The organism is Actinoplanes awajinensis subsp. mycoplanecinus (genome assembly GCF_001509495.1).
GTDB classification, from domain to species: Bacteria; Actinomycetota; Actinomycetes; order Mycobacteriales; family Micromonosporaceae; genus Actinoplanes; species Actinoplanes palleronii.
The window spans coordinates 89,528-113,518 of sequence record NZ_LLZH01000342.1; the positions used below are offsets into that span (position 1 = coordinate 89,528).

Below are 23,991 nucleotides of genomic sequence, written 5' to 3' on the forward strand. Positions count from 1 at the left end.
CGTCGCTCCCGGACGGCTGCGCGTTCGGCGGTTCGCGGCCGTGGCTCCGCCCCATCGAGCGTCAGCGCTCCGCGGCTGCCTGCAAGCGGGCGGCCAGGGCGGCGACCTCGGTGCGCAGCTCGGCCGGCTTCTCCACGGTGAACTCCCAGCCGAGACCGGCGAGCATCTGCGCCATCCCGTCCAGGCGCTCCGCGCGGGCGGTCATTCGTACCCGATAATCATCAGCTTGGACCAGGGTCGCGACCGTCGCCGGGATCCGCCGGCGGGCCTCGTCGAGGCCGGTGTGCAGCAGCACCGACACCTCGTGCCGCCAGGCAGCGGCCGCGAGCCCGGCGGCCACCTGCGCGCCGGGGTCGAACCCGGCCGGCACCTCGAAGACCCCCTCCCCCGCGACGGCCCCACTGATCCGGTCGAGACGGAACGTCCGCACCTCAGCCCGGTCGTGATCGCGCCCGGTCACGAACCACTTGCCGCCGTGGAAGACCAGGCCGTAGGGGTCGAGGCCGCGCACCGCCGGATCCGCGCCGGGCTTGGCATAGATGAACGTGACCGGCCGGTGCTCCCGGGCCGCACCGGCCAGGGTGAGCAGCGTGTCGGTGTCCGGATTGGCACGTGTCGGCGCGGGTCGCCCGGCGGCGAAGTCGAGGGTGGCCAGCAGCGCGTCGATCCGGGCGCGCAGGGCCGCCGGCAGCACCCGCTGGATCTTCGCGAGGGCGGTCTCCCCGGCGGCCGCGGTGGTGACCAGGCCCGCCCGGCGCCCGGCGACCAGGCCGAGCAGCACGGCCAGGGCCTCGTCGTCGGTGAGCATCAGCGGCGGCAGCCGATAGCCGGGTGCCAGCGTGTACCCGCCATACCGCCCGCGCCGCCCCTCGACCGGGATGCCCAGGTCGGCGAGGTGTCCCGCATACCGCCGGACGGTGCGCTCGTCGACACCGAGCCGCTCGGCGAGCTGCCCGACGGTGGCACCGGCCGGACTGGCCTGGAGCAGCTCGAGCAGTCCGAGCACCCTCCCGAGTGACTGTGGCATGGACCACACAATATACCGGGCGGAAGCTGCCCGGTATAGCGCCTAGCGTTCTTCTCATGACGACATACGTGCTGGTACCGGGGTTCTGGCTGGGCGGCTGGGCGTGGGACGAGGTGGCCGCGGCGCTGCCCGGCGAGGTGTACACGTTCTCGCCGGATCTCGGAGCGGGCATCGGCGTCGAGGACCACGTCACCCAGCTCACCGACGTGCTGCGTGGCCTCGACGACGTGATCCTGGTCGGACACAGCTACGGCGGGATGGTGATCACGACGGCCGCCGACCGGGTGCCGGAGCGGGTGGCCCGCCTGGTCTACGTCGATTCCGGCCCGATGCCGGACGGGATGTCCCAGGCCGATTTCGACGGCTCGCCGCCGCACGCGGTCGACGGCTTCATCCCGGTGCCGGCCGAGGCGCCGCCGGCCGCCGCGGGCTTCGACTGGGCGGTGGTCCGCGAGCGGGGCCGGCCCCAGCCGGTGGCCACCGCGACCGACCCGGTCCGGCACGGCTCGGCGTGGCAGAAGATCCCGCGGACGGCGGTGCTGTGCTCGTTCACCGAGGCCCAGCTGCGCGGGATGGCCGGGTCGGTGCCCGCGTTCGCGCTGATGGTCGACGGTGATTGGACCTATCACGAGCTGCCCACCGGCCACTGGCCGATGTTCTCCGAACCGCAGGCGCTCGCCGACCTGCTGAGCGCCTCCGCCACCGCAGACAGCTGAGCCCGCTGCCCGCCCACGTCACCCCGATCCAGATCGCCCCGGCCCGGATCACCGCGCCGGGCCTGGCCGCGGGGCCGGGGTATCGGGGCCGCCGGGCCGGGGTATCGGGCCACGTCCCGCGGTGGTGGCACGCCACACCGCTGCCACCCAAGACCGCGGCGCGCCCCACCACCCCGGCTGGTCCTCAGGGGTGCCTCGAGGTTGACGAGGCACCCCTGAGGACCAGCCCAGCACGGTGAGCCGCGCCGCGGCCCGAGCGCGCGTGGGGACTTTCGGCGCGCTCCGCACCCAAACTCAACACACACGCCGCCGGCGAGCGCGACGTGGGGACTTTCGGTGCGCTCAGCGCCCAAACTCAACACACACGCTGCCGGCGAGCCCGGCGTGGGGACTTTCGGTGCGCACCGCACCCAAACTCAACACACACACCGCCGGCGAGCGCGGCGTGGGGAGTTCGGGTGCGTGCGCGCCGGGTGGGGCGTGCCGTGGGTGGGAGTCGCGGGGCCGCTCGCCCCGAGGGCTTGGGCCGAGAGGCCTCCGGCGGGGGCTCGGTATTCGTACCGGAAAATGACGGTCGCGAGGGGCGGCGGACCTGACGCGGACCGCCGGGGTGACCGCAAGTGAACACCGGCCTCGCGCGTGCGCAACAGCAGCTAGGCGCGCGTGCCGTGACGAACCGCGTGGTGACCGGAAACGGCCGCGGAGAACGGTCCGCGCAGCGCCGCCCACTGCAGCAGCATGATCGTCTTGGCGTCGGCGATCTCACCGGTCTCGATCTGTGCGAGGGCCTGCGCGAACGGCAGCTCCACCGCGGCGATGTCCTCGCCCTCGTCGGCAAGCCCGCCGCCGGCGCCGACCCGGGACGCCGCGGAATACGGCGCCGCGAAGCAGTGGATCCGCTCGGTGACCGATCCCGGACTGGTCCACACCACGAAGACCGGCTCCAGCTCGCCGATCGCCACGCCCAACTCCTCGCTCGCCTCCCGCCGGATCGCGGCGGCCGGGTCGTCGCCGTCGAGCAGCCCGGCCGCGGTCTCGACGAACATGCCGTCCGGATGTCCGTTCACGTACACCGGATAGCGGAACTGCCGGGTGAACAGCACGGTCTCCCGCTCCGGGTCGTAGAGCAGGACCGTCGCGCCGTCACCCCGGTCGTACGTCTCGCGCTGCTCACTGGTCCACTGCCCGTCGCCGCGGCGGTAGTCGTAGGTGGTGCGGCGCAGCACGTGCCAGGCCGTGGCGAGCAGTTCCACGTCGCGCACGATCACGTCCGGATTGCCGGTCAGGTCGCGGCCCACCTGATCCAACCCGGTCCGGCCGCGGGCGTCGGGAAGGTCGATGCCAGGTCGCACAGTCATGGGCGTAACCTACAACCGAAAACGCGCAAGAGTCGACAATAATGAGGAGAAACACGGATGCTGGCCGCGGAGCGACGCGACGTCCTGCTGTCCCGCCTGCACGCCGACGGCAAGGTGGTCGCCAAGCAGATCGCCGCCGAGCTCGCCGTCACCGAGGACATGATCCGCCGTGACCTGCGCGAACTCGCCGCCGCGGGCCTCTGCCAGCGGGTCTACGGCGGCGCGCTGCCGCTCTCCCCGGCCGCCGCCGACTACGCGACGCGCACCACCGTCGCCACCTCCAGCAAGGAACGGGTCGCCGCCGCGGCCGTCGCGCTGATCCGGCCGGGCAGCACCGTCCTGCTCGACGGCGGCACCACCGCCCTCGCGGTCACCGCCGCCCTGCCACCCGGCCTGACCGCCACGATCGTCACGCACAGTCCCACCGTGGCCGCCGCGCTGGTCGGCCACCCATCGGTCGAGGTCTACGTGCTCGGTGGCCGCCTCTTCAAACACTCCGCGGTGACCTGCGGCGCCGCAGCCGCGGAGGCCGCGCAGGGCATCTCCGCCGACCTGTTCCTGCTCGGCGTCGCCGGCGTGCACCACGAAGCGGGCCTCACTACGGGTGATCCTGACGAGGCCGCGATGAAGCGGACCCTCGCCGGGCGCGCCGCGGAGACCTACGTCCTGGCGAGCGCCGAGAAGATCGGCGCGGCCGCGGCGTTCACGGTCCTGCCGCCCGCCGAGGTCAGCGGCATCATCACCGACCTGCCGGACCACCCGGCGTTGCGACCGCTGCGCACCGCCGGCGTCGCGATCATCCCGGCGTGAGCAAAGCCCTTCCGGTACGACGGTGAGCGCGCCGGACGTGCCACCGATTCGTGTTCGTGTTTCCGGATGTCGGCTGTGGGCACATCAAGGAACAGCGACATCCCCCGCTGACAGAGGAGGCCCCCGAGATGGCTAGCACCGAGCAGGACGTCAACCGCAGCGCCAAGAGCGGCCGCTTCGTCAAGGAGTCGACCACCAAGCGCTCCCCCAAGACCACGACCACCGAGCACGTCGGCAAGGACCACGCCGACCGTGAGGTGAACCGCAGCACCAGCACCGGCCGGTTCGTCAAGAAGACGACCACCGAGCTGCACCCGTCGACGACCGAGACCCAGAAGGTCTGATCCCCGGCGTCGCGCCGCCCTCCGCCCCACGCGGAGGGCGGTTCCGTGTCCGCAGCACCAGCGCGCCGAGCACCGCCCCGAGCAGCTGACACCCGGCGATCGCGGACAGCAGCACCGCGGGCGGGTGGGACGCGAGCAGGCCGCCGACCGCCGCGCCGGCCGAGGCCGCGGTCACCTTGAACCCGGCGCCCAGAGTGAACACCTGGGTCCGCAGCTCCGGCGGCGCCTCCCGGTCCCGGGTGGTGAACACCGCCACGCTGACCGGACCGGTGAACAGCCCCGCGAGCGCAAAGAGCACCAGCAGCGCCCAGACCGGCGGCCCCAGCGCGGTGAGCAGGAACGGCACGGCCATCGCCGCGCAGCAGACCAGTACGGCCGGTTCCGGACGGCGGTGCACCACCGGCAGCCGGGTGCAGAGCACCGACCCGAGCAGCCCGCCGCAGGCCAGGGCGGACAGCACCAGCCCGGTCAGCGCCGGACGGCCGGCCGTCGTCGCGATCGCCGCGGCGGCCAGGGGCAGCGCGCCGAAGCCCAGCATGTGCACCGATGACGCCAGGGTGACCGCGCCGAGTGGCCGCCGGCGCACCATCACCGCGAACCCGGCGAGGGGGCGGACCCGCAGCCGTTGCACCGGCGCCGGTCGCCGGGGCACCGGCAACGTGAGGAACAGGCCGGCGCCCAGCGCGACGAAGCCGCCGAGCGCCAGCATCGACCAGCCCGCACCGGCCCAGCCGGCGACGATCGCGGCCAGCGCCGGGCCGACGATCCCGGCCGCGCCGTACGTGCCGGCGTCGAAGCTGAACGCCCGGGCCCGGTCGTCCGGGACGAGTTCACCGAGCAGGCTGCTCAGCCCGCCGAGCAGCAGCGGCGACAGGCAGCCGGCGACGACCAGGACGCCCGCGGCCACCCACTCCCACGTGCCGATCAGCGTCGCCGCGGCGATCAGCGCGAGCGCGTAGCGAGGAAGGCGGCCGCGTAGAGGGGCTTGCGCCGGCGTACCCGATCGGCGGCCGCGCCCACCAGCGGCGCCGCCAGCACATGGGGAACCATCAGGGCCGCGACGAGCAGCCCGCCCAGGCGGGCGTCGCCGGTGCGTTCCAGGGCCAGCAGCACGATCGCCACCCGGGCGCCCTCGTCGGCGAGCCGGGCGCCGACCGCCGCCACCAGATACCGCGCCAAGGTCATACCGGCATCCTTCCCCACGAATGCGGTGACCGCCCGCACGGTTTATCACCCTCCGGGACGGGCACTCAGGCAGAGGTAAACCCTGGTAGAGGAGTGAGAGAAGCGATGGCTGCACGTAAGACTCAACCGACCACCAGCCCGAGCTACACCGTTCCCGGCCTCAAACCGGACACCGCCGGTGACGTCATCGCTGTGCTGCAGGACCGGCTCAACGCCCTGAACGACCTGGCGCTGACCCTCAAGCACGTGCACTGGAACGTCGTCGGCCCGCACTTCATCGCGGTGCACCAGATGCTCGACCCGCAGGTCGACGCGGTGCGCGTCATGGTCGACGACATCGCCGAGCGGATCGCCACGCTGGGCGGTTCCCCGGTCGGCACGCCCGGCGCCCTGGTCGCCCAGCGCTCCTGGGACGACTACGCGATCGGCCGCGCCGACACCACGTCGCACCTGGCCGCGCTCGACATCGTCTACACCGGCGTGATCGAGTCGCACCGTGAGGCGATCGCGAAGACCGAGGAGTCCGACCCGGTCACCCAGGACCTGCTGATCGGCCAGTCCGGCAAGCTCGAGCAGTACCACTGGTTCGTCCGCGCCCACTTGGAGTCCGCGGACGGCACGCTGCTCACCGCCGGCGTCAGCGACGAGAAGACCGCTGCCAAACGCGGCAAGCGCTGATCCCGCACGATTCAGGCCGCCGGTTGGTTCCGGCGGCCTTTTTCGTACGTACGAAATCGGACCCGGCCCGGAGAACCAGCCTCCCGCCGGCGACCGGATCGCCCGGCCCGGAGGGGTGCCCGGCCTCGCCAGAGGTCGAGACGACGCGGCCGGCGAATGCAACAAAATGCAAACAGCGAAGTTTCTTGTACGTGAATCGATGTACTTCTATGCTCCTGAGGAAAGCGCTTTCCCGCACTACATCCCCAGGAGAGCAAAGCCATGAGAAGAGCACTCGCACTCGCCGGTGGCACCGCGATCACCGCTGCCGCCGTCGCCATCGCCCTGCCACTTCCCCAGGCATCGGCGGCGGTGACCGGCACCGCGACCGGATACGCCAGCGTCAACGGCGGCACCACCGGTGGCGCCGGCGGGACCACGGTCCGGGCCACCACCGGCACCCAGATCCACACCGCGCTCTGCAACCGGGCCAGCAGCAGCACCCCGATCACCATCGAGGTCGAGGGCACGATCAACCACGGCAACACCACGAAGGTCTCCGGCGCCAGCTGCAACACCGCCGCCGACAAGATCGAGCTCAAAGAGGTCAGCAACATCACGATCGTCGGGGTGGGCGGCGGCGCCGTCTTCGACCAACTCGGCATCCACATCCGGGACGCCAGCAACATCATCATCCAGAACGTGACGGTCCAGAACGTCAAGAAGTCCGGCTCGCCGACCTCCAACGGCGGCGACGCGATCGGCATGGAGACCAACGTCCACAACGTCTGGGTGGACCACGCCACGCTGTTGGCCTCGGGCGGCGAGTCGGCGGGCTACGACGGCCTGTTCGATATGAAGGACAACACCCAGTACGTCACGCTCTCCTACAGCATCCTGCGCAACTCCGGCCGTGGCGGCCTGATCGGCTCCGGTGACAGCGACCTCGCCAACGGCCCGGTCACGTTCCACCACAACTTCTACGAGAACATCGACTCGCGCACCCCGCTGCTGCGGGGCGCGACCGCGCACATCTACAACAACTACTACCTCAGCCTGAACGAGTCCGGGATCAACGCCCGTGCCGGCGGCAAGGCGAAGGTGGACAACAACTACTTCCAGAACTCCAAGGACGTGCTCGGCACGTTCTACACCGACCTGCCCGGGTACTGGCAGGTCGCCGGCAACACGTTCGACAACGTGACCTGGTCGGCCGTGGCCTCCGACAACAACCCCGCCGGTCCGAATCCGGTCTCCAACACGACCGTGAGCATCCCTTACGCGTACGTGCTGGACAGCGCGTCGTGCGTCCCCGCGATCGCCCGCGCGACCGCCGGCTCGGGCACCGGTCTGAAGACCTCGGACGGCAAGTGCGCCACCACCACCCCGACCGCGTCGCCGACCAGCTCACCGACGGTCTCGCCCACCGTGTCGCCGACCGTCTCGCCGACGGCCAGCCCGTCGCAGCCCAGCGGCACCAACCTCAGCCTCGCCTCGGGCGCCGGCGCCGACGGGTCGAGCAAGGCCAGCGGCACCAGCTACGGCAACGTCCGCGACGGCAGCCTGACCACCTACTGGTCCCCGAGCGGCACCACCGGCGACATCTCGATCAAGTGGGGCTCGGCCACCACCGTCGCCCGGATCAACCTGCGCGAGGCGTCCGGCGCCACCGGCCTGATCGGCGCCTACCAGGTCCTCAACGGCACGACCGGCGCGGTCCTGACCTCCGGCACCGGCGCCGGCGTGATCAGCTTCCCGGCCACCGCCCTCACCAAGATCACCTTCAAGATCACCAGCGCCTCCGGCACTCCCAAGGTCGCGGAGTTCGAGACCTACGCCTCCTGACCCCGGCTGGCCCCCAGGGGTGCCTCGCCCATCGGGAGGCACCCCTGACAACCAGCCGGCGAACCGCGAGCGGCTGGTGGTGGCGGCTGCCTCCGCACCCCCGAGACAACCCTCAGCACCAGCCGAGGCCCGGCAGCGACGAGCGGCCCGGACCACGGCGGAGGGGGTTCAGGGGGTCAGGGGGTCTCGAGGGTCAGGGTTACCTGGGCTACCGCGTCGTCGGACATCAGGTCGCGGCGCAGGTGGGCGGCGTGCTCGACCAGGTTGCCGGCCGGGCTGTCCCGGACCGCGCGGGTGGGTGTCACCCACAGGTTGACCAGCAGCTGCGACGGGCCGACCCACACCGCGTGCATGTCGTCGATCTTCTCGACCCAGGACTCCGCGGCCACCTTGGCGCGGATCGGGTCGAGCACGTCGTCCGGCGCCGACTCCTCCAGCAGCAGGCCCTTGGAGCGGCGGGCCAGCAGGTACGCCACCACGATCAGCAGCAGGCCGATCGTCATGCTGCCGATCGCGTCCCAGCCCGCCCAGCCGGTCCCGGCGTGCAGGACCAGCGCGGCCAAGGCGATCGCGAGACCGATCAGCGCGGCGGTGTCCTCGAGGAAGACCGTGGTGGCGCTCGGGTCGGAGGCGTGCCGCAGGTGGTGCCGCAGGGTCCGGTTCTGCTGCTTGGCGTCGCGGCGCAACTGCTTGTGCGCGGTGTACCAGGAGTAGCTCTCGAACACCGCGGCCACCACGAGCACGCCGACGCCGATCCACAGCGATTCGACCGCCTCCGGCATCAGGATGCTGCGCACGCCCTCGCCGATCGACAGCACCCCGCCGACCAGGAAGATCCCCAGCGCTGCCAGGAACGTCCAGAAATAGCGCTCCTGTCCGTACCCGAAGGGGTGTTTGCTGTCCGGCTCCCGCAGGGAGCGCTTGAGGCCGATCAGCAGCAGGATCTCGTTGCCGGTGTCCGCGATGGAGTGGGCGGCCTCGGCCCACATCGACGCCGAACCGGTCAGCAACCCGGCAATGATCTTCGCGATCGCGATGGCGCCGTTCGCGACCACCGCGACGATCACGGTCCACTTGCTGTCACCGCCCTCCGAGGAATTCTCGGAACCGGAAGAGGGCTGATCGAGGCGTTTTTCGTCCACAGCGGCGTTGTCCACAAGCTCGCGGTACCCGGCTTGACCCGCGCGCACACCCGGGTAGCGTCTCCGGGAGCGCCCGCAGTGTCCCGCATCATGGAGGTCGTCGTGTCCGTGCTACCCATCCGGAAGATCGGTGACCCGGTGCTGCGCCTGGCCGCCGCGCCGGTGTCCGATTTCGACGCCGAGCTCAGCCGGTTGGTCGACGACCTGACACAGACCCTGGCGGAGTCGCGCGGCGCCGGGCTGGCCGCGCCGCAGATCGGGGTCAGCCTGCGGGTCTTCGCGATCAACCCGGACCTGCCGGGCAACGATCTGCGGCTGGACCACCTGGTCAACCCGGTGCTGGAGTTCCCCGACGAGGAGGATCAGCGAGGTCCGGAGGGGTGCCTGTCGATCCCCGGCGTCTATCTGGACACCAAGCGCCGGCTCAATGCCGTCGCCAAGGGTTACACCAAGCACGGCGACCCGGTCCAGGTCGTCGGCCAGGGCCTGCTGGCCCGGTGCATGCAGCACGAGACCGACCACCTCGACGGGATCCTGTTCCTCGACCGGCAGGACGCCGACGACCGGCAGCGGCTGCTCGACACGCTGCGCGAGGCCGCCTGGTTCGAGGGCGTGCCGGTCCCGGAGCTGCGGGTCAGCCCGCACTGATGACGTCGACCGGCATGCTGGAGGAGGTGGTGGTCCGGGCAGCTGGCCGGGGTTGACGCGACCGGGTGACTCCGCGCCCGTACCCCTGGGATGTGCACCCTTCGCCGTGATGCGATCCCACCGGCCGCACCACCGCATCGCCCGGAGGAGAACCCGTGAAGCACCGCCTCGCCGCCCTGGCGGCCCTCTCGCTCGCCCTGACCGGCTGCGGGTTGGTCAACAACGCCGACGCCAGCCCCCGGGCCGCCGCCCGCACGACCACGCGGGAACCGGCCGCGGCCCAGCAGGTCGGCAACGCCGCGTCGGTGAAGGACGACGGGGACATCCCGGACCCGTGCACGCTGCTCTCCGAGGACGACATCAGCACCCTGACCGACCGCAAGGTCAGCCAGATCGACGAGGACGGCGCGAACGCCGGTGACGCCACCCGGTACTGCCAGTGGCAGCAGGACGGCGGCCGGCTCGCGGTCTTCCTGAGCCGCACCACCGCGGCGGAGTTCCAGGTCACCGTCGCCGAGGCGGAGCCGGTCGAGGACCTCGGCGATCAGGCGTACGCGCACTCCGGTCACCTGTACGTGCTCTTCGGGACGGTGCAGATCGACGTCTACGCGCACGGCGGCACCGAGAAGCAGAACCTGTCCGACGAGAAGGACGTGGCCGAGGCCCTGCTCCCGAAGATCTAGCTGATCAGGCGCGGGGCCAGCAGCTCCTCCGGCACCGGGCCGCTGCCGATCCTCGCGATCAGGGCGCGGGCCCAGGCGGTCAGCGCGGCCACCGGGATCCGGTGCGGGCTGCTTTCGGCGTACGGTTCGATCCGGTCCGCCGCGCGTGTCAGCAGGCGCACCGCGCCGACCTCGTTGCCCCGCCGCAGGTGGGTGATCCCGACCGCGAGCTGGGCCAGACCCTTCCACAGCTCCCGGGTGTCGTCGTCGCAGGCCTTCCACGCGCCCTCGAGGACCTCGTGGGCGTGGAACGGCCGGCCGGCGGCGAGCAGGCGCTCGGCCTCGCGCAGCGCCTCGTCCGGCGGGAGCACCAGGTCTTCCGGGGTGGTCGGCACACCGGGCAGCCCGTGCGGGAGCGGGCGGCCCAGCCCGTCGCGGGGACGCGAGTTGCGGGCCCGCCCGGCCGCGTCCCGGTCCCGGGCGGATCCTGGCACGTCCGGTGCAGTGTTCATGCCTCTCATACTGCCCCCTGGCAGGTCCGTGACCTTCGGCCCGCCGGGCCGGGTGCTGTCGCCCTGCCCCGGGAGATCGACGGCACCGAGGATGGACGGCAGAGACGAAGGGAACCTGCCATGCGGACCACTGGGATCGTCGTCGGCACCGACGGCACCACAACGAGCGACGCGGCCGTCGAATGGGCGGCCCGGGAGGCACACCGGCGCGGCCTGACCCTGCGGGTCGTGCACGCCTTCGACTGGGACTGGCGCGAGTCCCGCTTCCCGGTCGGCGAGCACCACCTGGACGCGGCCCGCCGGCAGGCCGAGGACGTCGTCGCGGCCGCGGTGGACCGGGTCCGGCGGGTCGCCCCCGGGCTCACCCCGCAGACGTTCACCCTGATCGGACCGGCCGTCCCCCGGCTGCTCGAGTCGGCCCGCGGCGCCCAGCTGCTGGTCCTGGGCCGGCGCGGCCGCGGCGGCTTCACCGGGATGCTGCTCGGCTCCACCGCCCAGCGGGTCGCCACCCACGCGCCGTGCCCGGTCATCGTGATCGGCGAGCAACCGGCCCCGGACGCGCCGATCGCCGCCGGGGTCGACGACTCCCCCAGCGCCGACCTGGTCCTGGAGACCGTCTTCGGCACCGCCGCCGACCAGAACTGCCCGATCACGGTGATCCGCGCCTGCCCGCCGGCCCTCCCGGCCTGGCTCACCACCGACCCGCCCGCCCGGGACGACGGCGAGCTCGACCGCCTGGAGGAGCAGCTGGCCCCGTGGCGCGCCAAGTTCCCGGACGTGCCGGTCCAGGTGGCGCTGACCCACGACACCCCACCAGCTGCCCTGATCGCGGCCTCCCACCGGGCCCGCCTGATCGTCGTGGGCAGTCACGGGCACGGCCGGGTCTCCGGATCGCTCGTCGGCTCGACCAGCCTGCAGCTGCTGCACCACGCCGCCTGCCCGGTCCACATCGCCCGCACCACCCCGGAGTGACCGGCGGTGCCCCCGGCTGGCGCTCAGGGGTGTCTCCACCGCCTCGAGGCACCCCTGGACGCCAGCCGGGGGCGCGGAGTGACAGACGACGCTTTGACATGAAGCGGGGTTGAGGTTTTACCGTCGCGTGGTGGATCTGGGAACAGTGCGGGAATCGGGTGTCGGCGAGCGGCTCAAGGGGGCCTTCCGCCGGTACCCGACCGGGGTCGCGGTGATCAGCGCGGTCGGGCCGGACGGGCCGGTCGGGCTGACCGCCTCGAGTGTGGCGTCGGTGTCGGTGTCGCCGCCGGCCCTGTCGTTCTCGGTCATGGGCACGCGGTCGGCGCGGATCCTGCTGGACGCGCCGAGCTTCGTCGTCCACCTGCTCGGCACCCGGCACGTCGCGCTGGCCCGGGAGTTCGCGCACTCCGCCGGTGACCGGTTCACCCCGGAGCAGGGGTGGAGCACCCTCCCGTCCGGCGAGCCGGTCCTGTTCGACGCGGTCGCCGCGCTGCGGGCCGCGCCGCTGCACCTGGTGCCGGTGGGTGACTCGACGCTGGTGGTCGCGTCGGTGCTCGAGGTGTTCCACGGCCCGGACGACGACCGCCCGCTGATCCACCATGCCCGGACGTTCGTCACCGCCGCCCGTCTGTGACCGGGCGAACCTGATCCAACGCTTCGTCCAGCACGGTGTTCGGAACGATCAGGTCGGCCCGGTCCCGGGTGGCCAGGATCAGCCCGGCGTTGTGCTCGTCGGTGCCGGTGGCCCAGGCGATCGCCTCCGCCTGCGGTTTGCCGAAGCGCACGTGCCGCTCGACCAGACGGCGCATCCGTTCCTCCTGTGCCAGGTCGACGTACCAGATCTCGTCGAACCGGCGGCGGGCGTCGCGCCAGCACGGCTCGTCGACCAGCAGGTAGTTGCCCTCCGAGATGATCAGCCGGGCGGCGCGGGGCACCGGGATCGCGCCGGCCAGCGGTTGTTCGAGCAGGCGCTCGAAGCCGGGGGCGTACACCAGGTCGTCCTCGTCCTCCCGCAGCCGGCGCAGCAGCGCCGCGTACCCGGCGGCGTCGAAGGTGTCCGGCGCGCCCTTGCGGTCGCGCCGGCCGAGCCGGTCGAGTTCCCCGTCGGCGAAGTGATAACCGTCCATCGGTACGTGCGCCACCGGCACCCCGGCCCGCGCCAGCGTCCGGACCAGCGCCTCCGCGAGGGTGGTCTTGCCGGCCGCCGGCGCGCCGGTGATCCCGAGGACGGCCCGTCGCCCGCCCGAGGCGAGCGCGCCGGCCCGGTCCACCAGGCCGGCGAACGTGATGCTCATGCCGGTCGGGCGCTGAGATGGCCGGCGATGAACTGCCGCGCGTGCCGGGCCAGGTCCTCGCCGTCGTCCCAGAGGTTGCGCCAGATGGACAGGTCGGCGGAGAGGCCGGGCGCGACCACCGCGGACGAGAACGACTCGAAGGTGATCGGGCCGGTGTAGCCGATCGCGCCGAGCGCGTGGAAGAACGACGTGAAGTCCAGGTGCCCGGAGCCCAGGTAGCCCCGGTGGTTCTCACCGATGTGCACGTAACCGAGGCGGTCGGCGGCGTCCAGCACCGGCCGTACCATGTCGTTCTCCTCGATGTTCATGTGGTACGTGTCCAGGTGGATGACCACGTTGTCCTCGCCGATGTCGTCGGCCAGGCGCAACGCGTCGCGCGCGGTGTTCACCACGTTCGTCTCGTACCGGTTGCAGATCTCCAGGCCGAGCGTGACGCCGGTGCCGCTGGCCTGCTTGGCCAGCTCGCGCAGCACGGTGACCACGTTGGCCCGGCCGGCCGTGCTCAGCGGGCGGGCGTAGCTGCCGAACGCGCTGTAGAGCGCCCCGGTCAGGTGGCTGGCGCCGATCCCGGCCGCGATCGTCAGGGAGTCCTGCAGCAGGCGCTCGCCGCGGGCCACCACGGCGGGGTCGTCGCTGGAGATGTCGGCGTCCATCGCCAGGCCACGGGAGCAGGCGACCTTGAGGCCGGCCGCGTCCAGCTCGGCCCGGGTCCGGGCGACGTCCAGGTTCAGGGAGTCGTGCAACGAGAACTCGATCAGGTCGTACCCCGAAGATTTTGTCTTCTGGATCGCGGTCGTGACCGAGGCCGGGGCGGTGTCGCCGACCCAGACGAGGGCGTGCACACCGAGCGGATTGCGGATGTCCATGGGGGTCTCCTTCACTGAATGGCGCCGGTGATCAGACCGACGATCTCCTGGCCGGTGGTGTCGGCGGTGCGGCGGCCGCCGACGCAGCGGCCCGCGCGCATCACCCAGACCTGGTCGGACAGCCGCATGACCTGGTCGAAGTTGTGGCTGATCAGCAGCACGGCGCGGCCGTCGTCGCGGAGCTTGGTGATCAGCTCTTCGACCCGGGCGGTCTCCTGGACGCCGAGGGCCGCGGTCGGCTCATCCATGATCACGAGCTGGGAGCTGAAGCCGGCCGCGCGGCAGATCGCCACCGCCTGCCGCTGCCCGCCGGAGAGCCGCCGGACCCGGCTGCCGACCGCGGGCACGTTCACCGCCAGCGTCGCGACCATCTCCCGGGCCTGCCGCTGCATGCGGCGGCGGTCCAACAGACCGAAAGGACCCATCTTGTGTACGAGCTCGCGGTTCAAGAACAGGTTCTGCCACACGGTCAGGTCCTCGACCAGCGCCAGGTTCTGGTGCACCGTCTCGATGCCCTGCTCCCGGGCGTCCTCGGGGGACTTCAGGTGCAGTGACTCGCCGCGCATCGCGATGGTGCCGTGGTCCGGGCGGTGCACGCCGGCGATGCAGCGGACCAGTGTCGACTTGCCGGCGCCGTTGTCGCCGACCAGGGCGGTGATCTCCCCTCGGCGACGGTCAGGGAGACGTCTTTCAGGGCTTGGACGCTGCCGAAGGCCAGGAAGACGCCGTCGGCACTCAGCAGAGCACTCATTTCTGGAACCTCGTGAGTAGGGCCGCGAGGACGACGACGAAGCCGACGGCCAGGGGCTGGTAGAACTGCGAGACGCCGAGCAGGGTGAGGCCGTTGGTGAGCGCGGTCAGCAGCAGCGCGCCGATCACCGGTCCGGCGATGGTGGCCCACCCGCCGAGCAGGCTGACCCCGCCGAGGACGACCGCGGCCACCGAGTTGAGCAGGAAGGACGTGTTCGAGGCGGGTTCGGCGGCGCCGACCCGGGCGACGAGCAGGATCGCGGCGAGACCGGCGAGCAGGCCGGACACGGCGTACACCGCGATCTTGATCCTGTCGGTGTTGATGCCGGTCGCGTTGGCCGCCTCGCGGGAGCCGCCGGTGGCGAGCACGTGGGTGCCGAACCGGGTCCAGAAGACCAGCACGTGGGCGATGATCGCGACCACCGCGGCGATCAGCACGGTCCAGCCGAACACGCCGATCCCGCCGGTGGAGAGCTGGAGCAGGGTGGTGTCGATGACGGTGACCGGCTTGCCGTCGGCGAGGATCAGTGCGGCGCCGGAGGCCGCGGAGAGCATGCCGAGCGTGACGATGAAGTCGGTGATCCGGCCCTTCGCGATGACCAGGCCGTTGATCAGCCCGGTCGCCGCGCCGACCGCGACCGCCACCAGGCAGGACCAGGTCAGGCCCCAGCCGTGCGAGTACGCCTGACCGAAACCGACCGCGCCGAGGGTCATCATCGACGCGACCGACAGGTCGATGCCGCCGGTGGCGACCACAAACGTCTGCCCCACCGCCAGGATCACCAGGATCGCGGCGGCGACCAGCATCGAGGCGATGTTGCCGGTGCTCAGGAACGTCGGGTTGAGGATCTGGAAGACGATGACCAGCAGGACCAGCCCGATCGCGGCGGCCCACTCGGCCCAGAAGCTGACGTCCTTGAGCCGTCCGGTGTTGAACCGCGGCGGTGCAGCGACAGTCGTCATGATCAGCTGCCCAGCAGGGTCTTGAACGGGTCGGCGTACGTGCCGAACGGCTTCAGCGTGGCGGCGAGCGCCTGGTCGGCGTTCTCCTTCGTGACCACCTCGACCGGTGCCTCGACGGTGGCCGGCAGGGTCGCGCCCTTCGCCGCGGCCTGGCACGCCTCCATGCCCATCAGCCCGATCGCGTACGGGTACTGCGCCACCACCGCGTCCACCTGACCGGCCTTGACCGCGCTCAGCGCGTCCTTGATCCCGTCGACGCTGATGATTTTGATCTGCCCGGTCTTCCCGGACGTCGCGACGGCGCGCGCCACGCCCAGCCCCATGTCGTCGTTGGCGACGAAGAAGCCCTTGAGGTCGGGCTGGGCCCGCATCAGGTTGGTGGCCTGGGTCAGCGCCTCCTGGCGCTCCCAGTTGGCGGCGACCGTCTGCACCAGCTCGAGCTTGCCGGTGATCGCCTGGCTGAACCCGTCGATGCGCTGGCCGCTGGTGACGTCACCGGCGATGCCGCCGATCGCGGCGACCTTGCCACCGCCCGGCAGCAGCTTGAGCATCTGCTCGCCGGCCTGCTGCCCGGCCGAGGTGTTGTCGGTGCCGATGTAGGTGGCCGGCGCGGCGTTCGCGGCCTTCGCGGCGGCGGCCTCCACCGGGCTGTCGATGTTGACGATGGTCTTCTTCTTCGCGGCCAGCTGGGCGATGCCCTGGATCAGGTTGGTGCCGGAGATCGGGTTGACGATGTAGCAGGAGAAGTCCTGCCCGGCCAGGCCGGTGAGCTTGTCCGCCTGCCCGGTGGTGTCGGTGATCGAGTTGGCCGCCTGCACGGTCACCGCGGTGCCGGAGGTCTGCGCCTGCTCCTTGATGCCCTGCTCCATGGACTGGAAGAACGGGTTGTCCAGGCCCTTGATGACGGCCGCGACCTTGGCGGTGCCGGCCGTGGTGGTGTCGTTCGACCCGCAAGCCGCGGCCGTGACCAGCACGGTGAGCGCCAGGCCGAAATGGATCGGGATACGTGACACGGGGAGACCTCCCGAGGTGTGTCGTCGATGTTTCGTCTGATTACAGAGGCACTTATGACTTCTGTCAACCAAAACATCAGGCACTTACGTATGACGTCTACTCGTAATAGGATCTGCCGGTGTCCATGAGCGCGTCAGCAGTCCCGACCGTGGCCGGACTCGGTGAGGTGCTCCAGCTGTTCCGGGGCCGGCCGAGCCTGACCCGGGCCGATGTCATGCACCTGACCGGGCTGTCCCGGTCCACCGTCAACCAGCGTCTCGACGCGCTGCTCAGCGCGGCCCTGGTGGTGCCGAGCGGCGAGGGCTCACCGACCGGCGGCCGACCGGCCAGCCGGTTCACGTTCCACCACGACCGCGGCGTGCTGCTGGTCGCCGACATCGGCGCCACCGGCATGCGGACCGCGCTGTGCGACCTGCGGGGCACCGTGCTCGCCGAGCGCGAGCGGGCCATCGACGTGGCCGCCGGACCCGATCCGGTGCTCACCACTGCCGACGCGATGTTCGGTGAGCTGCTGGCCGGTGCCGGGCGCGGGACCGCCGAGGTGTTCGGCATCGGACTGGACGTGCCCGGCCCGGTCGACTTCGACAGCGGCCAGGTGGTCAGCCCGCCGATCATGAGCGGCTGGGACCGGTACGACATCCCCGGCTGGTTCGCCGGCCGCTACGCCTGCCCGGTGCTCGTCGACAAGGACGTCAACGCGATGGCCTTCGGCGAGCAGCGCAGCGTCTACCCCGACGTCCGCCAGCTGCTGATGATCAAAGCGGGCACCGGCATCGGCGCCGGGATGATCCTCGGCGGCGAGATCTACCGGGGCGCCGACGGGGCGGCCGGCGACATCGGGCACATCCAGGTGACCGTCGAGGACGCCGGCACCGAGCCGGTCTGCCGGTGCGGCAACACCGGGTGCGTCGAGGCGTACGCCGGCGGCTGGGCCATGGTCCGCGACCTGCGCGAGGCCGGCAAGGACGTGACCACGGTGGACGACGCGGTCGCCCTGGTCCGCACCGGCGACCTGCTCGCCGTGCGCCTGGCCCGCCGGGCCGGCCGGATCATCGGGCACGCCGTCGCCGACTCGGTCAGCCTGATCAACCCGCGCGTCGTGGTGATCGGCGGGCAACTCGCCCGGATCGAGGAACAGCTGTTCGCCGGGATCCGCGAGATGGTCTACCGCCGCTCGCTGCCCCTCGCGACCCGCAGCCTGCAGATCGTGGCGACCCGGCTGGACAACCGCTCCGGGCTGATCGGGCTGGCCCTGCTGCTGGCCGACGGCATCTTCGCGCCCGGCCGGGTCGAGGACCTCGTCGCCCGCGGCTGAGGCCTATCGTCACGGGGTGACCCCCACTCAGGTGATCCTCGACTGCGACCCGGGACACGACGACGCCCTCGCACTGCTGCTCGCCGCGGGTGATCCCCGGCTCCGCCTGCTCGGCGTCACCACCGTCGCCGGCAACCAGACCCTCGACAAGACCACCCGGAACGCGCTGCGGATCCTCGCCCTGGCCGGCGTCACCGGCGTACCGGTCGCGGCCGGCTGCGACCGCCCGCTGACCGGCGAGCTCACCGTCGCCGAGGACATCCACGGCGAGTCCGGCCTGGACGGCCCGGATCTCGACGGCCCCGTCGGTGAATTGTCCGGCCGGCACGCGGTCGACCTGATGCACCGCCTGCTGGTGGACTCGGCGGAACCGGTCACCCTGATCGCCACCGGGCCGCTGACCAACGTCGCAACCCTGCTGACCCGGCACCCCGAGGTCCTCCCGCAGGTGCGCCGGATCGTCTTCATGGGCGGTTCCACCGACCGCGGCAACACCACGCCGTACGGCGAGTTCAACATCGTCACCGACCCGGAAGCCGCCGACGTCGTGCTCCGCTCCGGCCTGCCGATCACCATGATCGGCCTGAACGTCACCCACCAGGCCCTGGCCACCACGTCGGTCATCGCCGAGTTCCGCGCCATGAACACCCGCCCGGGCACGATCTGCGCGGAGCTGATGACGTTCTTCGCCGCCACCTACCTGCGGGTCTTCGGCTTCGAACACCCACCGGTCCACGATCCGATCGCGGTCGCCGCCGTCCTCGACCCGTCGATCGTCCACACCGTCCCCGCCCCGGTCACCGTCGAACTGACCGGCACACACACCCGCGGCGCGACCGTCGTCGACCTCCACGCCCGCACCGGCCTCCCACCGAACGCCGACGTGGCGGTAGCCCTCGACGTCCCCGCCTTCTGGAACCTCCTGCTCACCACGGTCCGCCAACTGCCAATTCCAACCCCCATTTAGTACGAATACGGAGCGGCCGCCCGCAGGCTACGAGCCACGTCCCGTGATGGTCTCGCGCGACGCCGCCCCCACTCCCGGCCGCAGCGCGCGTCCAGATCCCGGCTGGCGCTCGCGGTCCCCTCAGCGATCCCGAGGCAGCCGCCAGCACCAGCCGGGGCCTCGCAGCGCGTTGCGGTCGGGAGTGGGGCGGGCGTCGCGCGGTGGGCAGGCACGCGCCGGGAGCTGCGCGACTCCCGGGCCCCGGCTGGTCCTCAGGGGTGCCTCGCGGGCTCGGACACACCCCCCCCAGAACCAGCCGGGATCTGGACGCGCACTGCGGTCGGGAGTGGGGCGGTGTCGCGCGAGACCGTCACGGGACTCGGCTCGTCGCCTGCGGGCGGGCGCTCCTTATTCGTACTAAATATGGGTTGAGCGGGAGAGGGCGGATTTGTCGGGTTTCCCGTTGGGGGTCAACGGGGCCTGATCGATGATCGTCAACGACTGCGGGGTGGAGGCCGGGCCCAGGTGGGTGGTGACCAGGGCGCGGAGGGCCGGCAGGTCAGGGGTGGCGTTCGGGGTGGGGACGATGTAGGCGTGGACGGACTCGCCGGTGTGGTCGTCGGGGTGGGCGACCACGTAGGCCTCGGCCACCGCGGGGTCGGTGGTGAGGAGCTGTTCGATCGGGCCGGCGTAGACCAGCGTCGCCTGGACGATGATCACGTCGCGGGTGCGTCCGTGCAGGTGGAGGTAGCCGTCGGCGTCGAGGGTCGCGAGGTCGCGGGTGCGGACCCAGCCGTCGACGAAGACCTCGGCCGACTCCGAGGGGTCCTGCCAGTAGGACGAGGCCTGTGCCGGAGTTCGCACATAGAGCTCACCGTCGCGGAGTGAGATCGCGGTGACCGGCGGCGGACGCCCCACCGTGCCGGCGAAAGCGGCCATCTCCCCCGGCGTCACCATCGCGATCATGCCGGTCTCGGTCTGCCCGTAGCCGTGGAAGATCACCGGGCCGAGCACGTCGATCGCCGAGCGCAGCCGCGCCGGGGACAGTGGTGATCCGGAGACCATCAGCGCCCGCAGGCCGCTCAGGTCGGCCGGGTTCGCCTGTTGCGCGCGGACCAGCTGGTGCAGCTTGCCGACGGTGATCACGCTGGCGGTGGCCCGGTGCTCGACGAGCGCGTCCGGGAAGACCGGTCGTTGCGCGGCGACCAGGGTGCCGCCGGCGGCGAGCGTGAGGATGCCGTATTCCAGCATGACCTGGCTGCTCAGCGACCCGAAGACCAGGTAGCGGTCCAGCCGCCGGGCGAGCTCGGCGATCGCCGGTGGCCAGCGGTCCGGGTAGGGCGCCCACGCGGCCGACATCGCGGAATACGTCTGCGCGCAGCCCTTCGGGTTCCCGGTGCTCCCGCTGGTGTAGATGATCCGTGCGATGTCCTCGGCGCGCCCCGCCGGGACCAGCGGATCAGCGGGGAACCCGGCCAGCTGGGCCACGAACGCGTCGTCGATCAGCACCGCGTCGTCCCGTTCCAGCAGGTGGGCCAGCTGCCCCTCGGCGAGCCCGCCGGGCAGCCCGGACACCCGCGCGCCGACCGCGAACGCGGCGATCGTCGCGGCGAACGCCGCCGCGTTCACCCCGAGCCGCAGCGCCACCCCGCGCCCCGGCCCGATCCCGGACGCGCGCAGCCCGGCCGCGATCCGCCGGATCAGCTCGGACATCCCGGCCGCCGTCACCACGGTGGCGCCGTCCTCGAAGACCGGCCGGTCCCCGCCGCCGGCGAGCAGCTCGAGCACCGGCGCCGGCCACACGGTCAGCGGATCGGCCAGGGCGGGCACCGGCCACGTGCTCAGAGGACGCCCTTGAGGAAGTGCGCCAGGGGCTGCTGGTGCACGGCCGGGATGTTCCAGTGGTTCTCCAGGTTCTCGGCCAGGTGGTGCTCGGCGACCACGGCGCCGTCGCGGCGGACCCGGACGACCGGGTGCAGATAGCTGGCGTCGTGCGCGGCGCCGGCGTCGTTCTCGGCGATCCGCGGCACGGTGATGTCGAACGGGTCGACCTGGTCGTGCTCCGGGCCGTACTCCAGGGTGATCACGAGGGCGAGCGGTTCCGGGCCGAGGTGGGCGACCGGCACCTCCTGCTGGTAGCGGGCCACGCCGCCGGCGACCGTGACCACGTCGGCGAGCACACCGAACTGCTGCCACAGCGCCGACGACACGTTGATCCGCTCGATGATCGCGTCGGTGATCGCTTCCGGACTCGCGTCGACGGTGACCGACGGCCACGGGGTGTCGTGGTAGCGGCTGTTCAGGATCCGGTGCAGGGCGCGGACGCCATACCGGAAGCCGTGGATGAAACCGTTTGTGGACTTCTTGAAGTCGCGCTGCTGGGTGAGGGTGCCGGCGAAGTAGAGGCCGGGCACGTTCACCGACTCGAACGCCGGTGACTGTTCCGGGAACCGGTCGTTGATCACCAGCCGGGGCCGCGCGGAGTCGCCGAAGATCGACGCGTCGAACTGGAAGCCGGTGGCCAGGATGATCCGGTCGTAGTCGATCTCGCGCAGGCGTTCGCTGGTCCGGGCGTACCGGAACGTGATGGTGAACCCGCCGCCGTCACGGCCGACGATGCGCTCGACGGTTCCGTCCAGCACGGCGTTCTGCGACTTGAGCTGGTAGGTGTCGAGGAAGTTGTTGTTGACCGCGCGCAGGTGCCCGACGTAGTGGGTCTGCCAGGCCAGCCGGATCGCGTGCGGACCGGCCACGTGGATCACCGCGGCCGTCTCGACCAGCGCGTCCGCGGTCTCGAACGCCGAGTTCCCCTTGCCGATGATCAGCACCCGCTGATTGACGAAGTCCTGCGGGTCGACGCTGACCGTGTCGTAGCGTTCGCAGAGCTCGGCGCCCTCGATCGGCGGGACGTGGAGCTGGGAGACGCCGGTGGCGACGACGACCCGGCGAGCCTGCCACGAGGACGAGCCGGCGGTGACGGTGAAATGTCCGTCTCCAAAGGACACGCCGTCGGCCCGCACCCCGTAGGAGACGTTCAACCCCTGGGCAAAATCGGCCAGATACCGTACGAGATCGTCCGCCGACGGGAAGTACCGCGAGCTGTAGTTCTTGAACTGCAGCGCCGGGTCGTCGGTCAGCAGCGAGTTCCAGTCCGACCGCAGGTTGAACTCGGCGTCCTCCGACCCGGTCCACACCTTGTTGATCGAGATCAGCTGCCGGTGCCGCGGATACCGGGTGAAGAACGTCCCCGGCGCCGCGCCGGCCTCCAGGACGACGTAGTCATGACCATCGCGCTCCAACAGGGCGGCGAGCTGCAGGCCGGCCGGCCCGGCGCCGATGATGAGGTAGTCGTGCGTCATGCGCCGCAAGCTACCGATCCGATTTCAGAACGCTCTGAGAACTCGTGGCTAGCGTCCGAACCATGACGATCGAGGTGGATCTGGCCGCTCCGCTGCGCATCGCGGACCTGCGCGCCGCACGCGAGCCGATCACGGTGCTGGCCGGTCCGGAGGTCCGGGACCGGCTGACCGCCGGGCGTGTCTTTCTGGCCAAGGTGCTCGGCGACGACCGGGCGGTCTACGGCAACACCACCGGTTTCGGCGCGCTGGTCGGCTACGCGGGCCGCGCCGACCAGCGCGATCAGGCCGACAACACCCTCGCGCACCTGGGCGCCGGCCAGGGTCCGGACCTCGACCCGGCGCTGGCCCGGGCCACCCTGCTGGTCCGCGCGCACTCGCTCGCCCAGGGCGCCTCGGGCGTGTCGCCGCACGTGGTGGACGCGCTCGCGGCCGCGCTGGGCACCACGTTCAGCCCGGCCATGCCGCGCCTCGGTTCGGTCGGCGCGAGCGGCGATCTCATCCCGCTGGGTGCCGCGGCGCAGGCGTTGCGCGGCCGGGGAAACGCTTATCTGTACGACGTACGCATGCCGGCCGCCGAAGCCCTCGACCGCGCCGGGCTGACCCCGCTCCCCCTCGACGGCCGGGACGCGCTCGCCCTGGTCAACGGCACCTCGCTGACCACCGCCGCGCTCGCCCTGGCCCTCGACCGGGTCCGCACCTCGCACCGGGTGATCCAGCAGCTCACCTGCGTGCTGGCCGACCTGCTCGGCTGCGACCCGCAGTTCCTCGACGCCGGCCTGCTCGACCGGTACGGCCACTGCGGAGCGATCGAGGTGGCCACCACCATGCGCACGGTCCTGGCCGGCACCACGCCGTCCGGCACCCGCCCCTTGCAGGAGCCGTACAGCATCCGGTGCACCCCGCAGCTGCTCGGTGCGGCCGAGGACGCGCTGCGCTACGTGGACGGTGTGGTCGCCGCCGACCTGGCCGGCGTGAGTGACAACCCGATGTTCTTCCCGGACGGCGACCGGGTGGTGCACGGCGGCAACTTCTTCGGCCAGCCGGCCGCGTTCGCCGCCGACCTGCTCACCAACGTGCTCGCCCAGCTCGGCAACCTGGCCGAACGTCAGCTGGACCTGCTCGTCGACCCGGTCCGCAACGGCGGGCTGCCGCCGATGCTGGCGGCCGGCCCGGGACAGCAGCACGGCCTGCAGGGTGTGCAGCTGGCGTCGACCGCGCTGATCGCCGAGATCCGCCGGGACGTGGTGCCGGCCGCCATGCAGAGCCTGCCCACCAACCTGCACAACCAGGACGTGGTCCCGTTCGGCACCCAGGCGGCGCTGCGCGCCCTGGACCAGTCCCGGCTGCTCAGCCTGATCACCGGCTCGCTGGCGCTGGGGCTGCGGCAGGCGGTGCACGTGGGCGGCAGGCGGCCGACCGCACCCGGGTGTGCGGCGATCGTCGACGCGCTGAGCGAGGCCATCGCGCCGATCGACCCGGACCGCCCGCTCGACGAGGACGTCCGCCGCGCCGCCCGGATCGTCGAAGACCTTCGATGACGGGGTCGGGTGCCCCGCGCCGGTCCGGTATCGTTCCACCCTCATCGGCGATCGACGGGGGACTATC

25 protein-coding genes are annotated in these 23,991 nt (G+C 71.7%); 12 read left to right on the forward strand and 13 right to left on the reverse strand.

Annotated features, from left to right (window positions below; translation table 11 throughout):
• Nucleotides 1-61: 61 nt before the first annotated feature.
• On the reverse strand, nucleotides 62-1,027 hold the full coding sequence (locus ADL15_RS48620) for a helix-turn-helix transcriptional regulator (RefSeq protein WP_067707545.1): 966 nt from the start codon (nucleotides 1,025-1,027) through the stop codon (nucleotides 62-64).
• A gap of 56 nt (nucleotides 1,028-1,083) precedes the next feature.
• Here ADL15_RS48620 and ADL15_RS48625 point away from each other — a divergent pair, with 56 nt between their 5' ends.
• A complete protein-coding gene (locus ADL15_RS48625; RefSeq protein ID WP_067707547.1) occupies nucleotides 1,084-1,743 on the forward strand; it encodes an alpha/beta fold hydrolase in 660 nt (219 codons plus the stop codon).
• Between the two features lie 653 nt (nucleotides 1,744-2,396).
• On the opposite strand, the gene ADL15_RS48630 is transcribed toward ADL15_RS48625, so the two are convergent.
• Entirely contained in the window at nucleotides 2,397-3,101 is a 705-nt protein-coding gene (locus tag ADL15_RS48630) for an NUDIX domain-containing protein (RefSeq protein ID WP_083972637.1), read from the reverse strand.
• A gap of 57 nt (nucleotides 3,102-3,158) precedes the next feature.
• Here ADL15_RS48630 and ADL15_RS48635 point away from each other — a divergent pair, with 57 nt between their 5' ends.
• Nucleotides 3,159-3,911 carry a DeoR/GlpR family DNA-binding transcription regulator gene (locus ADL15_RS48635; protein ID WP_067707549.1) on the forward strand — a complete coding sequence of 251 codons (753 nt, stop codon included), beginning with the start codon at nucleotides 3,159-3,161 and terminating at the stop codon, nucleotides 3,909-3,911.
• 128 nt (nucleotides 3,912-4,039) lie between these two features.
• Nucleotides 4,040-4,255, forward strand: a complete 216-nt coding sequence (locus ADL15_RS48640; RefSeq protein ID WP_067707550.1) for a hypothetical protein — start codon at nucleotides 4,040-4,042, stop codon at nucleotides 4,253-4,255.
• On the opposite strand, the gene ADL15_RS48645 is transcribed toward ADL15_RS48640, so the two are convergent.
• Together ADL15_RS48645 and ADL15_RS48650 are read right to left on the reverse strand one after the other, a co-directional pair.
• Nucleotides 4,200-5,162, reverse strand: coding sequence for an MFS transporter (locus ADL15_RS48645; RefSeq protein ID WP_067707552.1), 963 nt, complete (start codon nucleotides 5,160-5,162; stop codon nucleotides 4,200-4,202). The two genes, ADL15_RS48640 and ADL15_RS48645, sit on opposite strands and share 56 nt — an antisense overlap.
• A gap of 35 nt (nucleotides 5,163-5,197) precedes the next feature.
• Nucleotides 5,198-5,440, reverse strand: a complete 243-nt coding sequence (locus ADL15_RS48650; protein WP_067707554.1) for a hypothetical protein — start codon at nucleotides 5,438-5,440, stop codon at nucleotides 5,198-5,200.
• A 105-nt stretch (nucleotides 5,441-5,545) separates the two neighbouring features.
• On the opposite strand from ADL15_RS48650, the gene ADL15_RS48655 reads away from it, so the two are divergent.
• Nucleotides 5,546-6,118, forward strand: a complete 573-nt coding sequence (locus tag ADL15_RS48655) for a Dps family protein (protein WP_067707555.1) — start codon at nucleotides 5,546-5,548, stop codon at nucleotides 6,116-6,118.
• A 261-nt stretch (nucleotides 6,119-6,379) separates the two neighbouring features.
• The gene (locus ADL15_RS48660; RefSeq protein ID WP_067707558.1) at nucleotides 6,380-7,942 is read left to right on the forward strand and encodes a pectate lyase family protein; all 1,563 of its coding nucleotides are present in this window, start codon (nucleotides 6,380-6,382) and stop codon (nucleotides 7,940-7,942) included.
• A gap of 176 nt (nucleotides 7,943-8,118) precedes the next feature.
• On the opposite strand, the gene ADL15_RS48665 is transcribed toward ADL15_RS48660, so the two are convergent.
• Nucleotides 8,119-9,099: a cation diffusion facilitator family transporter gene (locus tag ADL15_RS48665; protein WP_232345087.1), complete on the reverse strand. Its 981-nt coding sequence runs from the start codon at nucleotides 9,097-9,099 to the stop codon at nucleotides 8,119-8,121.
• A gap of 87 nt (nucleotides 9,100-9,186) precedes the next feature.
• On the opposite strand from ADL15_RS48665, the gene def reads away from it, so the two are divergent.
• Nucleotides 9,187-9,732, forward strand: a complete 546-nt coding sequence (gene def / locus ADL15_RS48670) for a peptide deformylase (RefSeq protein WP_067707750.1) — start codon at nucleotides 9,187-9,189, stop codon at nucleotides 9,730-9,732.
• Between the two features lie 155 nt (nucleotides 9,733-9,887).
• A complete protein-coding gene (locus tag ADL15_RS48675; RefSeq protein ID WP_067707570.1) occupies nucleotides 9,888-10,415 on the forward strand; it encodes a DUF3558 family protein in 528 nt (175 codons plus the stop codon).
• On the opposite strand, the gene ADL15_RS48680 is transcribed toward ADL15_RS48675, so the two are convergent.
• Nucleotides 10,412-10,906, reverse strand: a complete 495-nt coding sequence (locus tag ADL15_RS48680) for a DUF309 domain-containing protein (RefSeq protein ID WP_067707571.1) — start codon at nucleotides 10,904-10,906, stop codon at nucleotides 10,412-10,414. The two genes, ADL15_RS48675 and ADL15_RS48680, sit on opposite strands and share 4 nt — an antisense overlap.
• Before the next feature lie 120 nt (nucleotides 10,907-11,026).
• On the opposite strand from ADL15_RS48680, the gene ADL15_RS48685 reads away from it, so the two are divergent.
• Together ADL15_RS48685 and ADL15_RS48690 are read left to right on the forward strand one after the other, a co-directional pair.
• Nucleotides 11,027-11,878 (forward strand): universal stress protein, encoded by an 852-nt coding sequence (locus ADL15_RS48685; RefSeq protein ID WP_067707579.1) that lies wholly within the window; start codon nucleotides 11,027-11,029, stop codon nucleotides 11,876-11,878.
• A 130-nt stretch (nucleotides 11,879-12,008) separates the two neighbouring features.
• Nucleotides 12,009-12,512 (forward strand): flavin reductase family protein, encoded by a 504-nt coding sequence (locus tag ADL15_RS48690; protein ID WP_067707753.1) that lies wholly within the window; start codon nucleotides 12,009-12,011, stop codon nucleotides 12,510-12,512.
• Here ADL15_RS48690 and ADL15_RS48695 read toward each other — a convergent pair.
• The 5 genes from ADL15_RS48695 to ADL15_RS48715 all read right to left on the reverse strand — a co-directional run bounded on the left by ADL15_RS48695 (nucleotide 12,493) and on the right by ADL15_RS48715 (nucleotide 16,765).
• The gene (locus ADL15_RS48695) at nucleotides 12,493-13,173 is read right to left on the reverse strand and encodes a nucleoside/nucleotide kinase family protein (RefSeq protein WP_067707580.1); all 681 of its coding nucleotides are present in this window, start codon (nucleotides 13,171-13,173) and stop codon (nucleotides 12,493-12,495) included. The genes ADL15_RS48690 and ADL15_RS48695 overlap by 20 nt on opposite strands.
• Nucleotides 13,170-14,039, reverse strand: coding sequence for a sugar phosphate isomerase/epimerase family protein (locus ADL15_RS48700; RefSeq protein WP_067707581.1), 870 nt, complete (start codon nucleotides 14,037-14,039; stop codon nucleotides 13,170-13,172). The genes ADL15_RS48695 and ADL15_RS48700 overlap by 4 nt, the downstream gene beginning before the upstream one ends.
• 11 nt (nucleotides 14,040-14,050) lie before the next feature.
• Nucleotides 14,051-14,698, reverse strand: a complete 648-nt coding sequence (locus tag ADL15_RS48705; protein ID WP_198171348.1) for an ATP-binding cassette domain-containing protein — start codon at nucleotides 14,696-14,698, stop codon at nucleotides 14,051-14,053.
• Nucleotides 14,699-14,786: 88 nt separating this feature from the next.
• Nucleotides 14,787-15,752, reverse strand: coding sequence for an ABC transporter permease (locus ADL15_RS48710; protein ID WP_067707582.1), 966 nt, complete (start codon nucleotides 15,750-15,752; stop codon nucleotides 14,787-14,789).
• Between the two features lie 2 nt (nucleotides 15,753-15,754).
• Nucleotides 15,755-16,765, reverse strand: a complete 1,011-nt coding sequence (locus tag ADL15_RS48715) for a substrate-binding domain-containing protein (RefSeq protein WP_157442082.1) — start codon at nucleotides 16,763-16,765, stop codon at nucleotides 15,755-15,757.
• A gap of 125 nt (nucleotides 16,766-16,890) precedes the next feature.
• On the opposite strand from ADL15_RS48715, the gene ADL15_RS48720 reads away from it, so the two are divergent.
• Nucleotides 16,891-18,081, forward strand: coding sequence for an ROK family transcriptional regulator (locus tag ADL15_RS48720; RefSeq protein WP_067707584.1), 1,191 nt, complete (start codon nucleotides 16,891-16,893; stop codon nucleotides 18,079-18,081).
• Nucleotides 18,082-18,097: 16 nt separating this feature from the next.
• Complete coding sequence (locus ADL15_RS48725) at nucleotides 18,098-19,048, forward strand: nucleoside hydrolase (protein ID WP_067707586.1); 951 nt, start codon at nucleotides 18,098-18,100, stop codon at nucleotides 19,046-19,048.
• Nucleotides 19,049-19,444: 396 nt separating this feature from the next.
• Here the strand turns inward: ADL15_RS48725 and ADL15_RS48730 are convergent, their stop codons facing one another.
• A complete protein-coding gene (locus ADL15_RS48730; protein WP_232345089.1) occupies nucleotides 19,445-20,857 on the reverse strand; it encodes a class I adenylate-forming enzyme family protein in 1,413 nt (470 codons plus the stop codon).
• A gap of 11 nt (nucleotides 20,858-20,868) precedes the next feature.
• Nucleotides 20,869-22,386 carry an NAD(P)-binding domain-containing protein gene (locus ADL15_RS48735; protein WP_067707588.1) on the reverse strand — a complete coding sequence of 506 codons (1,518 nt, stop codon included), beginning with the start codon at nucleotides 22,384-22,386 and terminating at the stop codon, nucleotides 20,869-20,871.
• Nucleotides 22,387-22,448: 62 nt separating this feature from the next.
• Here ADL15_RS48735 and ADL15_RS48740 point away from each other — a divergent pair, with 62 nt between their 5' ends.
• Nucleotides 22,449-23,924, forward strand: coding sequence for an aromatic amino acid ammonia-lyase (locus ADL15_RS48740; protein ID WP_067707591.1), 1,476 nt, complete (start codon nucleotides 22,449-22,451; stop codon nucleotides 23,922-23,924).
• The last annotated feature ends 67 nt before the right edge of the window (nucleotides 23,925-23,991 follow it).

Coding starts and splice junctions, on each gene's coding strand:
- ADL15_RS48620 (WP_067707545.1), bottom strand. CDS start 1,027: ATGCCACAGTCACTCGGGAGGGTGCTCGGACTGCTCGAGCTGCTCCAG.
- ADL15_RS48625 (WP_067707547.1), top strand. CDS start 1,084: ATGACGACATACGTGCTGGTACCGGGGTTCTGGCTGGGCGGCTGGGCG.
- ADL15_RS48630 (WP_083972637.1), bottom strand. CDS start 3,101: ATGACTGTGCGACCTGGCATCGACCTTCCCGACGCCCGCGGCCGGACC.
- ADL15_RS48635 (WP_067707549.1), top strand. CDS start 3,159: ATGCTGGCCGCGGAGCGACGCGACGTCCTGCTGTCCCGCCTGCACGCC.
- ADL15_RS48640 (WP_067707550.1), top strand. CDS start 4,040: ATGGCTAGCACCGAGCAGGACGTCAACCGCAGCGCCAAGAGCGGCCGC.
- ADL15_RS48650 (WP_067707554.1), bottom strand. CDS start 5,440: ATGACCTTGGCGCGGTATCTGGTGGCGGCGGTCGGCGCCCGGCTCGCC.
- ADL15_RS48655 (WP_067707555.1), top strand. CDS start 5,546: ATGGCTGCACGTAAGACTCAACCGACCACCAGCCCGAGCTACACCGTT.
- ADL15_RS48660 (WP_067707558.1), top strand. CDS start 6,380: ATGAGAAGAGCACTCGCACTCGCCGGTGGCACCGCGATCACCGCTGCC.
- ADL15_RS48680 (WP_067707571.1), bottom strand. CDS start 10,906: ATGAACACTGCACCGGACGTGCCAGGATCCGCCCGGGACCGGGACGCG.
- ADL15_RS48685 (WP_067707579.1), top strand. CDS start 11,027: ATGCGGACCACTGGGATCGTCGTCGGCACCGACGGCACCACAACGAGC.
- ADL15_RS48695 (WP_067707580.1), bottom strand. CDS start 13,173: ATGAGCATCACGTTCGCCGGCCTGGTGGACCGGGCCGGCGCGCTCGCC.
- ADL15_RS48700 (WP_067707581.1), bottom strand. CDS start 14,039: ATGGACATCCGCAATCCGCTCGGTGTGCACGCCCTCGTCTGGGTCGGC.
- ADL15_RS48710 (WP_067707582.1), bottom strand. CDS start 15,752: ATGACGACTGTCGCTGCACCGCCGCGGTTCAACACCGGACGGCTCAAG.
- ADL15_RS48720 (WP_067707584.1), top strand. CDS start 16,891: ATGAGCGCGTCAGCAGTCCCGACCGTGGCCGGACTCGGTGAGGTGCTC.
- ADL15_RS48735 (WP_067707588.1), bottom strand. CDS start 22,386: ATGACGCACGACTACCTCATCATCGGCGCCGGGCCGGCCGGCCTGCAG.
- ADL15_RS48740 (WP_067707591.1), top strand. CDS start 22,449: ATGACGATCGAGGTGGATCTGGCCGCTCCGCTGCGCATCGCGGACCTG.